Origin of the sequence: Exiguobacterium sp. s46, from assembly GCF_018618875.1 — a bacterium.
GTDB classification, from domain to species: Bacteria; Bacillota; Bacilli; order Exiguobacteriales; family Exiguobacteriaceae; genus Exiguobacterium_A; species Exiguobacterium_A abrahamii.
Genome location: NZ_JACSMY010000001.1, coordinates 1,681,079 through 1,694,307, shown reverse-complemented (window position 1 = coordinate 1,694,307; position 13,229 = coordinate 1,681,079). Strand labels below are relative to the sequence as shown.

17 protein-coding genes are annotated in these 13,229 nt (G+C 45.8%); 11 read left to right on the top strand and 6 right to left on the bottom strand.

The window, feature by feature from the left end; genetic code table 11:
• Window positions 1-38 precede the first annotated feature (38 nt).
• The 3 genes from budA to cydS form a co-directional block, all read right to left on the bottom strand.
• Window positions 39-752: an acetolactate decarboxylase gene (gene budA, locus KNQ08_RS08870; RefSeq protein ID WP_214805288.1), complete on the bottom strand. Its 714-nt coding sequence runs from the start codon at window positions 750-752 to the stop codon at window positions 39-41.
• 11 nt (window positions 753-763) lie between these two features.
• Window positions 764-2,455: an acetolactate synthase AlsS gene (gene alsS / locus KNQ08_RS08865; RefSeq protein ID WP_050678597.1), complete on the bottom strand. Its 1,692-nt coding sequence runs from the start codon at window positions 2,453-2,455 to the stop codon at window positions 764-766.
• 163 nt (window positions 2,456-2,618) lie between these two features.
• Window positions 2,619-2,720, bottom strand: coding sequence for a cytochrome bd oxidase small subunit CydS family protein (gene cydS / locus KNQ08_RS17065; RefSeq protein ID WP_023469087.1), 102 nt, complete (start codon window positions 2,718-2,720; stop codon window positions 2,619-2,621).
• A 176-nt stretch (window positions 2,721-2,896) separates the two neighbouring features.
• Between cydS and trmB the strand changes: the two genes are divergently transcribed.
• A complete protein-coding gene (gene trmB / locus KNQ08_RS08860) occupies window positions 2,897-3,538 on the top strand; it encodes a tRNA (guanosine(46)-N7)-methyltransferase TrmB (protein ID WP_023469086.1) in 642 nt (213 codons plus the stop codon).
• Between the two features lie 116 nt (window positions 3,539-3,654).
• Window positions 3,655-4,170, top strand: a complete 516-nt coding sequence (locus tag KNQ08_RS08855; RefSeq protein ID WP_058703918.1) for a hypothetical protein — start codon at window positions 3,655-3,657, stop codon at window positions 4,168-4,170.
• A gap of 41 nt (window positions 4,171-4,211) precedes the next feature.
• Here KNQ08_RS08855 and KNQ08_RS08850 read toward each other — a convergent pair whose 3' ends face one another.
• Together KNQ08_RS08850 and KNQ08_RS08845 are read right to left on the bottom strand one after the other, a co-directional pair.
• Window positions 4,212-4,568: a DUF1304 domain-containing protein gene (locus KNQ08_RS08850; RefSeq protein ID WP_058264707.1), complete on the bottom strand. Its 357-nt coding sequence runs from the start codon at window positions 4,566-4,568 to the stop codon at window positions 4,212-4,214.
• A 69-nt stretch (window positions 4,569-4,637) separates the two neighbouring features.
• Window positions 4,638-4,940, bottom strand: a complete 303-nt coding sequence (locus KNQ08_RS08845; RefSeq protein ID WP_214805286.1) for a PepSY domain-containing protein — start codon at window positions 4,938-4,940, stop codon at window positions 4,638-4,640.
• A gap of 119 nt (window positions 4,941-5,059) precedes the next feature.
• Between KNQ08_RS08845 and KNQ08_RS08840 the strand changes: the two genes are divergently transcribed.
• Together KNQ08_RS08840 and KNQ08_RS08835 are read left to right on the top strand one after the other, a co-directional pair.
• Window positions 5,060-6,130 (top strand): M42 family metallopeptidase, encoded by a 1,071-nt coding sequence (locus KNQ08_RS08840; protein WP_035396484.1) that lies wholly within the window; start codon window positions 5,060-5,062, stop codon window positions 6,128-6,130.
• Window positions 6,131-6,287: 157 nt separating this feature from the next.
• A complete protein-coding gene (locus KNQ08_RS08835) occupies window positions 6,288-7,301 on the top strand; it encodes a PTS sugar transporter subunit IIC (RefSeq protein ID WP_214805284.1) in 1,014 nt (337 codons plus the stop codon).
• Window positions 7,302-7,384: 83 nt separating this feature from the next.
• On the opposite strand, the gene KNQ08_RS08830 is transcribed toward KNQ08_RS08835, so the two are convergent.
• Window positions 7,385-7,675, bottom strand: a complete 291-nt coding sequence (locus tag KNQ08_RS08830) for a hypothetical protein (RefSeq protein ID WP_023469080.1) — start codon at window positions 7,673-7,675, stop codon at window positions 7,385-7,387.
• Between the two features lie 126 nt (window positions 7,676-7,801).
• Here KNQ08_RS08830 and KNQ08_RS08825 point away from each other — a divergent pair, with 126 nt between their 5' ends.
• From KNQ08_RS08825 to KNQ08_RS08795, 7 genes are all read left to right on the top strand, one after another.
• Window positions 7,802-8,110 (top strand): thioredoxin family protein, encoded by a 309-nt coding sequence (locus tag KNQ08_RS08825; protein WP_023469079.1) that lies wholly within the window; start codon window positions 7,802-7,804, stop codon window positions 8,108-8,110.
• Window positions 8,111-8,163: 53 nt separating this feature from the next.
• The gene (locus KNQ08_RS08820) at window positions 8,164-8,961 is read left to right on the top strand and encodes a DUF1444 domain-containing protein (RefSeq protein WP_214771134.1); all 798 of its coding nucleotides are present in this window, start codon (window positions 8,164-8,166) and stop codon (window positions 8,959-8,961) included.
• A gap of 53 nt (window positions 8,962-9,014) precedes the next feature.
• Window positions 9,015-9,623: a YtpR family tRNA-binding protein gene (ytpR, locus tag KNQ08_RS08815; RefSeq protein WP_058264712.1), complete on the top strand. Its 609-nt coding sequence runs from the start codon at window positions 9,015-9,017 to the stop codon at window positions 9,621-9,623.
• Window positions 9,624-9,660: 37 nt separating this feature from the next.
• Complete coding sequence (locus KNQ08_RS08810; protein WP_214771131.1) at window positions 9,661-10,587, top strand: hypothetical protein; 927 nt, start codon at window positions 9,661-9,663, stop codon at window positions 10,585-10,587.
• A 78-nt stretch (window positions 10,588-10,665) separates the two neighbouring features.
• The gene (gene murC / locus KNQ08_RS08805) at window positions 10,666-11,961 is read left to right on the top strand and encodes a UDP-N-acetylmuramate--L-alanine ligase (RefSeq protein ID WP_023469075.1); all 1,296 of its coding nucleotides are present in this window, start codon (window positions 10,666-10,668) and stop codon (window positions 11,959-11,961) included.
• A 173-nt stretch (window positions 11,962-12,134) separates the two neighbouring features.
• The gene (locus tag KNQ08_RS08800) at window positions 12,135-12,650 is read left to right on the top strand and encodes a DUF2179 domain-containing protein (RefSeq protein ID WP_023469074.1); all 516 of its coding nucleotides are present in this window, start codon (window positions 12,135-12,137) and stop codon (window positions 12,648-12,650) included.
• A gap of 92 nt (window positions 12,651-12,742) precedes the next feature.
• Window positions 12,743-13,183: a Dps family protein gene (locus KNQ08_RS08795; protein WP_023469073.1), complete on the top strand. Its 441-nt coding sequence runs from the start codon at window positions 12,743-12,745 to the stop codon at window positions 13,181-13,183.
• The last annotated feature ends 46 nt before the right edge of the window (window positions 13,184-13,229 follow it).

Here is a 13,229-nt window from a genome sequence, read left to right as displayed (position 1 = left end):
AGCGTGTCATTCCGAAAGGGAACGACACGCTTTTTTGCTTAACCTTCTGCGATTTTAATCTCTTTTTCAATATCGTGACTTTCGAGATCTGCCGATCGATAAGCCGCTGTCGTCGGTAGACGTAAATCAAGTTGCGGCTTTTCTTCGAATGTGACGGTGACGTTCTTAACTGTGTAGTCAAAGACGTGACCACCACCTGCGCGAGCAGCATCGATGAAATGAAGGTGATATCCGGCGACGGCGATACCGTGACCAAATCGTGGTGTATAGTATCCGGCAAGCGTTCCTTCCGTGTGCTTGAACGTACGAGCGCTTTGAGAAGCGACAGCTTCCGTGATTGGAACGAACGGTTTTTCCTGGCGTGCGACGGTGCGTGTCTGAACCTCCGTGAATGTTCCGTCAATCCGGATAGCATAAAAGCTATTGATCGTTGGGAGTTGTTCGTTCAGCCAGTGCTCAAACGTCGCTTTTGACATCTCTTCCGTCACGGTCAGGGTTTGTTCCGGCTCGAAACGGGTTAATGTCGCGAAAGGTGTCGTCGTCTCAGGTTGGAGCGGTCGAGCACTACCATCTGAGCGGAGTTGATAGAATTGACCATCGAATCCAATCATCTCACCGTCTAAGTGGTCAAACGTTCCGATACCGAAATCACGTTGATCAAGGACGGAAGCGTACGTGACTTCACTCTCAAATACGCCGTCAAGTAGTGCCATCATCGTTGAAATCTGGACGAGTGTTTTATCGTGTGCCATGTGAATCCTCCTTAGTTCAATTGATCGAGATGAACTTGTTCTCCGAGCGCGATGTTGTCACGGTAATCGATCGGTACATCGACGATGACGGGACCGTCTGTCGCGAGTGCTTCATCCATGATTGCTGCGAGTTCCGAAGGATGATTGACGCGGAGTCCTTTTGCTCCAAAGCTTTCCGCATATTTGACGAGATCGACGTCACCAAATGACGTACCGGATTTCCGTTTGTATTTCATCTCTTGTTGGAACGCGACCATATCGAATCCGCTGTCGCGCCAGACGAAGTGGACAAGTGGTGAGTTCAAACGGACAGCTGTCTCAAGTTCCATTGCAGAGAAGAGGAATCCGCCGTCACCTGAAATCGAGACAGCTTTCTTTCCGGGACGAACGAGTGTAGCTGCGATTGCCCACGGAAGTGCGACGCCGAGCGTTTGCATTCCGTTACTAAAGAGGAGATGGCGCGGTTCGTACGAACGGAAGTGACGTGCCATCCAAATATAATGTGAGCCGACATCGACCGTGACGGTGACATCGTCCGCAATTTTTTCACGCAACGTCTTCATGAAATAAAGTGGATGCGTCAACGGAGAATCCGCGACAGGAGGAACATCACGATCGACAAGACGTTGATGTAATCCTTCAAGGAACTGAACAGAGCTTTCAGGTAATGTGAGTGGTTGCAGGCGTTCAGCGATCGCGTCGACGGTTTTCGCCATATCACCGACAAGCTCATGATCTGGACGATAGAAATGATCGATTTCGGCACGCATTTGATCGATGTGCACAAGCGTCCGGTCGTGCGTTGGTTGGTTCCAGAATTTCGGGTCATAACCGATTGGGTCATATCCGATCGAGAGGACAAGATCCGCTTCTGCAAGTAACGCATCTCCCGGCTGATTGCGGAACAATCCAACACGTCCGTAGAAATTCGATTCAAGCTCACGTGATAACGTGCCGGCTGCTTGGAATGTCTGAACGACAGGAATCGAGACGTTTTTGAGTAACGAACGAATCGCGTGTACGACGTCTGGTTGACTCGCACGCATACCGAGTAACAAGACAGGGAGTTTTGCCTCTTGAATCAGACGGGCTGTTTCATCGACCCATGCTTCTGGTGCAACACCAAGCTTTGGTGCTTCAACTGCACGGAACGCCGTGACGTTCGCTTCGCTTAGCCCGACGTCTTGTGGGATACTGACGAAAGCAGCTCCAGCTGTCGTTTCAGCTGTTCGGAAAGCATTCGATAATACTTCTGGAATGTTGTCGGCATCTTGCACTTCAGCACTAAAATTCGTAATCGGTGTAAAGAGTGCCTGATTGTCCATCGACTGATGTGTTCGTTTTAAACGATCGGCTCGCGTGACAGCTCCGGCAATTGCGACAACAGGGTCACCTTCAGAGTTCGCTGTCACAAGACCAGTCGCTAAATTTGATGCCCCAGGACCAGATGTCACAAGGACGACACCCGGTTTGTCCGTTAAGCGTCCGATGGCTTGAGCCATGAATGCAGCATTTTGTTCGTGCCGTGCAACAATCAGTTCAGGTCCCCGGTCCTGTAACACATTGAAGACGGAATCGATTTTGGCGCCGGGAATACCGAAGATGTAATCGACACCCTGCTCGATGAGTGAATCGACGACGAGATCCGCACCTGTTTTCTTCTGTACTAGTTCTTTTGAATCACTGTTTTTATTTTCGTTCATTACAATTCTCCTTTTTACCAACGTTTTTGGTGTTCGATAGCTGTAATAAAGTATCTGTTTCAAAAAAAGTATACATCTGTTTCATGGTAAAACCAACCTAAAATCATTTAGAAAATAAAAAAAAGTACCTTGTGTATGATTACACAAGGTACAGAGATTGCCCTTATTCGACGTCGACTTTTCCGAAAGTCGCCCAGACGAACAAAGCAGTGATTCCCAAGACGAGAACGATGGGAGATGCCCAACTAATCAAGAAATCATCCACAGTATAGCCCTCCTTTTCGGTTCTTACGTACCTTAAGTGTATTAGAATGCTCACTATTTCTCAAGTGACGAACTGCTGAACATTCTTCGATAGGAAACGAAGAAGTTCTTATATAATTACCCGAATCATGATAAACTTATCTGCGGATAATTTAAGTTTGGAAAGGATGAACGATAGTGCGTTTACGACATAAACCATGGGCGCAGGATTATATGAAGGAACAATCCTCGATCTATATAGCAGAACCAGCATCTCTTAAAGGAGCATGGGCTAGCGAGTTCAAGAATGATAACCCGATCTACATCGAAGTGGGATCAGGGAAAGGAGCTTTCATTACCGGAATGGCGCACCAACACCCGGATATCAACTTCATCGCGATCGAACTATTCGAAAGCGTTGCCGTGACGATCGTTCAAAAATTGGTCGAAACACCACAATCGAACGTTCGCGTCTTGACGGTCGATGCAAAAGACCTACGTGATTACTTTGAAAAAGGTGAAGTATCCCGCGTGTACTTGAACTTCTCTGATCCATGGCCAAAGACACGTCATGCGAAACGCCGCTTGACGTATAAAACATTCCTCTCGACATATGAAGATATTTTACCGGCGAAAGGTCAAATCCACTTCAAGACAGATAATCGGAAGTTGTTCGAATCGAGTTTGATGACGATGTCAGCATACGGCATGCGCTTCGACTGGATGTCACTTGATTTACATGCGAATGAACCGGAAGATAACGTCCGAACAGAGTACGAAGAGCGTTTTTCATCAATGGGTCAACCGATTTACCGGATGGAAGCAACGTACCAAAATTAATTTAGACAAAAAGTTTTCTTATTTTCCTGGTATTTCTTTCACACTTTTTTCTTATTAATTGGTACAATGTTGTTGACTGAAGAACTTGTACTTATAGGTAAAGGGGGAATTTGGGGATGTGGCAGAAAAGCTTAGCCTTCGTAACGGCGCTCTTTCTCGCATTAAGTATCGGTCAATCGGTACTTGCTGCGGTTGATACCTCAGAAATGACGAAAGCATTAAATGAGGAATTACCAACGACGCATTACGATTATAAAAAAGGTTCGGTCGAAATCGAGGATCCGAAGACGTTCACGAATGAAAAAGGAGAAGAAGTCATTGGCGGAATCGCTGTCATCGAGACAGTCCGTGACGGCATCTTCATCACGATCAAACGTGAAATCCACTTCTTCAATGCCGATAGCGGTAAATTGTTGACGAGTGCCGATGCTGCAAAAGTTGATGGCGTAAAAGAATACATCGACGGTAACTCGGATAATCTTCAACAAAAAGTCGTCTACTGGTTACCGATGCTCTTGATGTTGTTGATCATCGCTGTACCAGCGGTCATCTTATACATCGTTGTTCCACGTCTATACTCGACGACGGAATACATGAACCCGATCTACGAACGCAACGACAACCCGCGTTAATTAAGAAAAAAAGCCTCTATCCGATCGGATAGAGGCTTTTCTCATGCAAGCAACACGAAGATGAAAGCAAGTATGGCAGGCAAGCCTTGTTTGAGTAAAATGGAGCGATTGGCAGTCACGGCGCCATAAAGCGCAGCGATAATGACACATGCTAAAAAGAACAATTGAACAGCCACATCCTGACGAATCAGACCAAATACTAGTCCGGCTGCTAAAAATCCATTATATAAGCCTTGATTCGCAAAAAGTGTCCGAATTTGTTGTGATGCAACAGCTTCGTCCGTTAAACCGAACGTTCGACGAGCCGCTTTGGAAGAAAGAAAGAACATTTCAAGTGCTAAAATATAAAAGTGTTCCAAAGCAACGAGGATAACGAACAGCGTAGCAAGAATCGACATGAATCATACCTCCTTCAGATGAACGTGGAAAAAAGACCGTACTTCGTCGATCGAAGCACGGTCTTTTGATTAAGCGTATTCGAGTAAAGCGCCAGTTTCGGCATCAACTGTGAATTGATACGTTTTTTCGTCATCACCTTCAAGGACCGAGATGCCACCTTTGTAGCTTTGGTAGTCACGTGACTCATATGCGTAAGCCTCTGGTGTTGCAGAGATCCATGCACCTTGGACACGTCCTTTTGCTGAAAATGTGCGTTTCGTGATTTCGAGCGCTTCCTCGGCAGAAAGTTGTTTGTTATCAACGGCTTTCTTCACTGTGAAAGCGGCGACGACAGCTGCTGCCAATCCGATAATCCAATAGCGTTTTTTCATTAAAATTCCCCTCCTTACAGGTTCTATTCCTACTGTACCAAATAATTCGTTCAGAGAGAAACAAAAGGTTAAGTGATAGAAGCAATTTTTTGTATAATGAGAAGCAGGAGGCGATACATATGAATGAAAAAACGAGAGAGTTATTTCGAACACTGACGGAATTGAACGGGGCACCGGGGTTTGAGCACGACGTTCGTCAGTTCGTTCGCGAGCGCATCACACCTGTCACGGATGAGATCGTTACGGATGGGCTTGGTTCGATTTTTGGAAAACGAACAGGCGATGCGACAGGGCCGAAAGTCATGGTTGCCGGGCACATGGACGAAGTGGCATTCATGGTGACGCAAATCACGAAGAACGGAATGTTGCGGATTCAACCGCTCGGTGGCTGGTGGAGCCAAGTGTTGCTTGCGCAACGCTTCTCGATCTGTACGGACAACGGTGTCATCCCTGGTGTCATCGCATCGATTCCACCACACTTATTGACAGAAGAAGTGCGCAATAAGCCAATGGCGATCAAAGACATGTTCATCGATATCGGTGCAGACTCAAAAGAAGAGGCAGAATCGTTTGGAGTACGTCCAGGTATTCCTGCCGTACCATTCTTCCCGTTCACACCGATGGCGAATCCGAAGAAGATCATGGCGAAAGCATGGGATAACCGCTATGGTGTCGGAATGGCGATTGAATTGTTGGAAGAGACGACAGCGGCGGATCATCCGAACATTTTGTTCTCGGGTGCAACGGTTCAAGAAGAAGTTGGATTGCGCGGTGCGCAAACAGCGACGGCACTCATCGATCCCGACGTCGCGTTCGTCGTCGACGCTTCTCCTGCCAATGATGCATCAGGAGACAAAACGGAATTTGGTCAACTCGGACAAGGACCATTGCTTCGAATTAAAGACAGTGTCATGATCCTCTCAAAAGAGATGACGGATTACGTCCTCGATACGGCAGAATCGAACAAGATTCCGTACCAATATTATGTCGGTGCAGGTGGAACCGATGGTGGTGTCATCCATCGTTCGAATAATGGGATTCCAACGACAGTCGTTGGTTTACCAGCACGCTACATCCATACGCATGCATCGATCATGCATACAGATGATTATGATGCGGCGAAGGAATTGCTTCGGAAACTCGTCACGAACCTCGATACGACGACACTCGCGACGCTACAAGTCAAGTGAATGACATGACAGACAGTGGATGTGAATCCGCTGTCTGTTTTTGTTTAATAAGAACGACGTAAGCATGAACTGTCTTGTCAGTTGGAAAAACAATGTAGTCGGATAGAAAGGAGATTTGATATAATGATACGCGATGTTAAGAAAAGGACGTGACAAGATGTTCAAACAAAAAGGGATCTCACTTAGCCCTAAAGTATATTTCATCACCGTATTAAGTTATATGGCACTTGGTTTGTTTAGTTCGTTGATCATGGGTCTCGTCATCCGAACGATTGGTGAGGGACTGGTCGATCGTGGTGTAGAGGCGAAGTTCCTCATTCAGTTAGGAGAGCAGGCGATCGCACTGACTGGGCCAGCAATCGGTGTGGCTGTAGCGTTTGCACTTGAGGCACCACCGCTGATCTTGTTCGCAGCAGTTGCCGTTGGTGCGTTCGGATATGAAGCAGGAGGACCAGCAGGTAGCTACATTGCAACACTTCTTGCGACAGAGGTTGGAAAACTCGTTTCAAAGACGACGCGACTCGATATTTTATTGACGCCGTTCGTTACGTTACTAGCCGGATTCGTTGCCGGACGTTACGCAGGAAAGTGGATTGGAAAAGGGATGACGGATCTTGGTGAGTTGATTCGTTGGGGAACGGAACGCGAACCATTATTCATGGGAATTTTCGTTGCTACCGTCATGGGTCTTGCATTGACAGCGCCGATTTCGAGTGCTGCGCTTGGAATCATGCTTGGTTTGGATGGACTTGCTGCAGGGGCAGCGACGATCGGTTGTGCGGCACAGATGATTGGGTTTGGCGTCATCAGTTACCGTGATAACGGAATCGGTGGTGTGGTTGCTCAAGGGATTGGAACATCGATGTTACAAGTAGGGAATATCATTCGAAATCCTTGGATTCTTCTACCACCAACTGTAGCCGGTGCAATCCTAGCGCCATTTGCGACTGTTCTATTAATGCTTGAGAGCAATCCGGAAGGTTCTGGTATGGGTACGAGCGGATTCGTTGGTCCATTGATGTTATTAAAAACGATGGGGTTCGAAATGGAGTATTACCTAGCAGTCGCTGTCCTCTGTTTCCTTGCGCCCGGCATCATCAGTTATTTCATTTATCGCATATTACGACGTCTCGGTCGGATTCAAGATGGCGATTTAAAAATCGAATATTAAATACAAAAAGCTGATTCTAAAGGATACGCCTGTTTGACCGGATGGTGGACGAACAAGCATATGACTTTTTGAATCAGCTTTTTTCATAAAGAGAATCCGAATGAACTTGAATAAAAACTCGTAAAGAAAACGTAGAGGTAAATGAGGTAAAGTGGAGTCAAATACCGCATGCGTACGACAGGCAATTTTCGAGCGAGTCGTTTTCCGAGTGCTTCGAGTAAAATGATGATCGCAAAACCGACGACCAAATACAAAAAGATTTCGGGTAAGCTTCGTTCGGAATCAATGAAGGAATAGCCGTAACGTAAACAACTCGTCATGCCAACGAAGCCGACGAAGCGTTCGAACGGATGTTTGATTGGTTGATCTGCCATAGTGAAGTCCTTTCCAGGTGTTTTCTAGTTGCAGTATAGCAAACCAAGCACGAAAACGCACAGCCACAATTGAATATGCTATGATGAGGGCAATGACTTCTATGGAAATCAAAGGAGGAAATCATCATGAAAACATTACAATCCAAACAAGAATTCGATACAGCAAAACAAGGAAATGCCGTCTTTTTATTCTCAGCAAACTGGTGCCCGGATTGCCGCTTCTTAGATCCGTTCATGCCGGAAATCGAGCAAACATTTAACGGCTTCGAGTTTTACTACGTCGATCGCGACGATCATATTGAAATTGCCCAGGAAATGGACATCTTCGGAATTCCGAGTTTTGTTGCATTCCGCGATGGTGAAGAGACAGGGCGTTATGTCGGGAAAGAGCGGAAGACACCAGAACAGGTGACAGCATTTTTAGAGACGGTTTAAGAAAAAAGCGAGCGCTGACTCGCTTTTTTTCATGATAGAAAGGATGAATTCGAATGGAACTACAACAAATCCGAAGAATGATGACACAAACATTTGAAGAAGAAGGGTACACGACATATTTCGATCGTGAAAAGTCTGTATTACGAATTGAGCGAAAGCACGATAAATCAGGCGTTGATGTCGGATTGAATCCGCTTGTCGCAAAAGCAAAACGAAGAGGTGTCATCGCAGTCGAAGAGACGATCGAATATATCCGTGCTGTACTCGGACAAACGGATCAAATCTCACTCGTTGGACAAGAACAAAAAATCTTTCCTGTCATTCGCGCTAAATCGTTTGCCGATACGACAAAAGAAGGGAAGACGCTCGTCAGTACACCACATACGGGTGAGACGAAAATCATGTACGCACTTGATTTAGGGGCGACGTATCGTTTGATTGATGAGGAGTTACTGGCGTCTGCTGAATGGACAGCTGAACAGTTATCAGAAGCAGCGCGTTTTAATGTGAAATCGCTTGAAGCGCCATTTAAACAAGACGAAGTCGCAGGGAATATCTTTTATTTCTTGAGTCTCGGCGACGGATATGAGGCGAGTCGTGTTTTGAACAAGACTTTATTAGCCGATTATGCGGCGCAAATCGAAGGAGAATTCGCAGTCGGAATTCCGCATCAGGATGTCCTGATTTTCGCTGATATTCGGAATGACGCCGGATATGATGTCTTACAGCAATTGATGTTTGACTTCTTCTCGAACGGTCGTGTACCGGTCACGGCACTGCCATTCTTATATGAAAATGGCAATCTGGAGCCGGTCTTCGTCCTTGCGAAAAACAAGCAGCCGAAAGAGTGAAGAATCTGATACAATAGGCATTGTGAGAAAGACGGAAGGGAGTCATGGATTGAATGAATGTGTTTTATAATAAAGAGGGCGTCGGCGACGTCTTAATGATCATTTTGGAAGACGCACCACGTGCGGAAGTGACAGCGACTCGTGAAGGAGATGTAGCAACTATCAAGCATGGTGATCGTGTCGTCGGTTACAACCTGTTTGATGCTTCGACTACGTTTACGATCGAGACACAAGGACCGGTTGAATTGACGGAAGAATTGGCAACACGCATCCAAAAGGAACTGGCGAGTCGAGATATCGAATTGTCACTCGAACAAGTGGATTATTCTCCGAAATTCGTTGTTGGGTTCGTTGCTTCTTGCGAGAAGCATCCGGATGCTGATAAATTATCGGTCTGTCAGGTAGAAGTAGATAACGGAACTTTACAAATCGTTTGTGGAGCACCGAATGTAGCGGCGGGTCAAAAAGTAGTCGTTGCTAAACCGGGAGCGGTCATGCCGTCTGGGTTAATCATCCGTCCTTCAGCGTTACGCGGCGTACCATCAAGCGGTATGCTCTGTTCAGCGCGTGAGCTCGGACTTGTCGATGCACCACAAGAAAAAGGGATTCTTGTACTCGATGATACAAAAGCAGTAGGGGAAGCATTCTCAATCGGTCGATGATTCGACCGATTTTTTAACAAGATGGAGGGGTGAACGTATGAGTAATCGTTATGAACAGTCACTAAAAGAGCAGGCTGCCCGGATTCGTCGAGAGCTTGCAGGGGAACGTGAGACAAAGCCGGTAGAACGTCCGAAAAAAGAGGAGCGTGAAGATCGCTTCGTTTTAACGGATGTGCCTTCACCGATTTATGGATTCCAACGTCCGAAGCAATCTGCATCGGAAACCGTAAAAGCTGCGGAAGAAACGGAAATGAGTGAGCAGGTTTCGGAAACAGTCGAAGAGGGAAATACTGATGAGGTTGCTTTGACGGATCAAGAACTGATCGCGCCAGAAGTCGTATTAGAAGAAGCGGAAGCAGATGCTGGTCTTGTACCGGTGACGGACGTCGAATTACTCGTACCGGAACCTCACACAAGTGAAGAACTCGTGAGAGAAGAAGTACCGACTGTAACCGAAGTAGAAGAAACGGACGTAACTGAAACATCTTCCAACAGTGAGACGATGGAACAATCAGCTGATCCGACAGAAGTCGTATCAGACGAAGCGAATGCTGGTCTTGTACCGGTGACGGACGTCGAATTACTTGTACCGGAACCTCACACAAGTGAAGAGCTCGTAAGAGAAGAAGTGCCGACCGTAACCGAAGTAGAAGAAACGGACGGAACTGAAACATCTTCCAACAGTGAGACGGCGGAACAATTAGTTGTTCCGACAGAGACATCAAGTGAAGAGTCTGCTGATGAAAAAGAAGCTGAGCAACAAGCGGAGAGCTTCGCACCGACTTTTGATCCATCTGCTATTGAAGTAGATCAAGATCCATCTGTTACTGAGGTGGATAAGCCTGTTCAGTCGGAAGTGAAAAAACCGGTCGGACCGCCTGTTAACGTCGTCATGACGACGAAAGACTTGATGGCGATGTATCGCGCACGTCGAGAACAAAATAATTTACATGGTAAAAAATAAATCGGTTTGCTATAATGGTACAGGTTTTGTACCCGAGCCCGATGGTACGGACCGGAACGTGAATTGGAGGGCTTTTATATGACAAAGTATCATTTTGTTGGAATCAAAGGAACAGGGATGAGTGCGCTCGCCCAAGTACTACATGAGATGAATCATGAGGTGCAAGGTTCAGACATCGAAAAGCACATTTTTACTGAAGACGCGTTACGGGCTAAGGGAATTCCATTTTTCCCGTTCAATGCGGATAACATCAAAGAAGATTATGTCATCATCCAAGGGAATGCTTTTGGAGATGATCATCCAGAAATCGCACGGGCAAATGAACTTGGTTTAACCATCCATCATTATTACGATTTCTTAGGACACCTAGCAAATGAATATCGTTCGGTCGCCATTACAGGCTCACACGGAAAAACGTCGACGACAGGTTTGCTTTCACACGTCTTGAGCGGTATCACGCCGACAGCTTTCTTGATCGGAGACGGGACAGGGGCAGGAGTAGAGGATGCGAAAGCATTCGTCTTCGAGGCATGTGAATACAAACGTCACTTCTTATATTACAAGCCGGACTACGCTATCATGACGAATATCGACTTCGATCATTCGGATTATTTCACAGGAATCGATGACGTCGTTTCGGCATTCCAAGAAATGGCGATGCAGGTTAAGCAAGCGATCGTTGCTTGTGGAGATGATGAGCATCTTCAAAACATTCAAGCGAATGTACCTGTTCTCTATTATGGATTTGGAGAAAACAATGATTTCCGCGCGGAAAACGCGACGTCAACGCCAGATGGTACATCATTTGATGTTTATTTACGTGATGATTTCTACGGCACGTTCCTCATTCCAGGATTCGGTCGTCATCATGTCTTGAATGCACTCTCTGTCATTGCGATCTGTCAGTACGAAGGATTGAGCAAAGACGACGTTGCTGAACGTTTAGCCACATTTGGTGGTGTAAAACGTCGCTTCAGTGAGTCGGAATTCGGCACACAAATCCTAGTAGATGACTACGCGCACCATCCGAAGGAAATCAGCGCGACGATTGAGTCGGCACGGAAGAAATATCCGGACCGCGAAGTCATTGCGATTTTCCAACCGCATACGTACACACGCTTGAAATCATTCATGGATGATTTCGCGACTTCTTTACGTGAAGCAGATGCGACATATCTATGCGAAATCTTTGGATCGGCACGTGAGCAGGAAGGGCAAGTTCGCGTCGAAGATCTGCAGGAGAAAATCCCGCAAGCTTCTATTCTGACGCGCGATAACGTGTCTGTTCTACGTCAGCATGAAAATGCTGTGCTTCTGTTCATGGGAGCAGGCGATATCCAGACGTATCAGCATCAGTATCAAAGCGTAAAATAAGCAACAGATCAAAAAGCGTCACTCGACCGGAGTGGCGTTTTTTTGTCGTATTTTTGAATTATGATAGTAATTTCAAAAAACCGATGAGGAAAATCTAAAATAGGATTGCATCTTGAAAAAAAGTTTGAAATAGTGTGTATGTGTTGAAGTTATTAACAGAAAGGAAAGACACCATGGGACAGATTTTACTCATCTTATTGCTCCAGTTGATTTACGTTCCTGTTTTGACATTACGGACGATTATGCTCGTCAAAGGGCGGACCGTCATTGCCGGATTATTTGGAACGGTTGAAACATTGATTTACATTTTTGCATTAGGAATCGTGTTCCAAGACTTAACGACACTCGGTATGGTCGTTTATGCGCTTGGATTTGGTCTAGGAATACTCGTCGGTGGATATGTCGAGCGAAAACTCGCCATCGGTTACAATATGATTCAAGTGCATACGCAAGAATTTCCAGCGGAACTGATTCAAGTCATTCGCGATAATGGTTTTGGCGTAACACATTATCAAGGTCAAGGACGAGACGGTGTCCGTTACCGGTTAGATGTGCTCGCGGCTCGAACACGTATGAAAGTGCTTCGTAATCTCGTTGAAGAATACGAACCGAAAGCATTCCTCGTCGCATTTGATTCCGTCGACTTCAAAGGTGGATATATGTTGAAAGGATTAAAGCGTCCTCGATAGAGCACTTTTCCTGAGAATGATGTTTATTCTTTGTTATTTAAGGATAAAGATGAAATAGAACGTCATTTGAAATCAGGAAAGGGGAATATCAGATGATTAGTAATCATGCAAAATCAGCTTTGAATCAACAGGTAGCAAACTATGGGGTACTGTTCGTCAAACTCCACAATTATCATTGGTACATTAAAGGACCAGACTTCTTAACGCTTCACGAGAAGCTTGAAGAACTTTATACATGGGTGTCTGAACAATATGATGTCGTTGCAGAACGTCTCCTGATGAATAACGGAACACCTTCTGCGACACTAAAAGAGTATTTAGAGCAAACAACGCTTGAAGAAGCGAAATCGGGATTATCGGCAGATGAGATGATTGATTCTGTCATCAAAGACTTCCAACAAGTCCGAAAAGAGATGCTCGATGCGATTGAACATCTTGAGGCACAAGACGTGACGGTTGAAGATGATCTACTTGGTCAAGCGAAGGAAATCGAAAAACAAATTTGGATGCTTCGTGCGACATTGAAAAAATAAGATAAAGAAACGGATGACCCCGTCCTAATGAAGGACGAGCCATCCG

Excerpts from the sequence above, each read along its gene's own strand:
- KNQ08_RS08820 (WP_214771134.1), top strand. The coding sequence starts at position 8,164 with ATGGAACTACAACAAATCCGAAGAATGATGACACAAACATTTGAAGAA.
- budA (WP_214805288.1), bottom strand. The coding sequence starts at position 752 with ATGGCACACGATAAAACACTCGTCCAGATTTCAACGATGATGGCACTA.
- alsS (WP_050678597.1), bottom strand. The coding sequence starts at position 2,455 with ATGAACGAAAATAAAAACAGTGATTCAAAAGAACTAGTACAGAAGAAA.
- KNQ08_RS08795 (WP_023469073.1), top strand. The coding sequence starts at position 12,743 with ATGATTAGTAATCATGCAAAATCAGCTTTGAATCAACAGGTAGCAAAC.
- ytpR (WP_058264712.1), top strand. The coding sequence starts at position 9,015 with ATGAATGTGTTTTATAATAAAGAGGGCGTCGGCGACGTCTTAATGATC.
- KNQ08_RS08855 (WP_058703918.1), top strand. The coding sequence starts at position 3,655 with ATGTGGCAGAAAAGCTTAGCCTTCGTAACGGCGCTCTTTCTCGCATTA.
- KNQ08_RS08810 (WP_214771131.1), top strand. The coding sequence starts at position 9,661 with ATGAGTAATCGTTATGAACAGTCACTAAAAGAGCAGGCTGCCCGGATT.
- KNQ08_RS08800 (WP_023469074.1), top strand. The coding sequence starts at position 12,135 with ATGGGACAGATTTTACTCATCTTATTGCTCCAGTTGATTTACGTTCCT.
- KNQ08_RS08835 (WP_214805284.1), top strand. The coding sequence starts at position 6,288 with ATGTTCAAACAAAAAGGGATCTCACTTAGCCCTAAAGTATATTTCATC.
- murC (WP_023469075.1), top strand. The coding sequence starts at position 10,666 with ATGACAAAGTATCATTTTGTTGGAATCAAAGGAACAGGGATGAGTGCG.
- KNQ08_RS08850 (WP_058264707.1), bottom strand. The coding sequence starts at position 4,568 with ATGTCGATTCTTGCTACGCTGTTCGTTATCCTCGTTGCTTTGGAACAC.
- KNQ08_RS08825 (WP_023469079.1), top strand. The coding sequence starts at position 7,802 with ATGAAAACATTACAATCCAAACAAGAATTCGATACAGCAAAACAAGGA.
- KNQ08_RS08840 (WP_035396484.1), top strand. The coding sequence starts at position 5,060 with ATGAATGAAAAAACGAGAGAGTTATTTCGAACACTGACGGAATTGAAC.
- KNQ08_RS08830 (WP_023469080.1), bottom strand. The coding sequence starts at position 7,675 with ATGGCAGATCAACCAATCAAACATCCGTTCGAACGCTTCGTCGGCTTC.
- KNQ08_RS08845 (WP_214805286.1), bottom strand. The coding sequence starts at position 4,940 with ATGAAAAAACGCTATTGGATTATCGGATTGGCAGCAGCTGTCGTCGCC.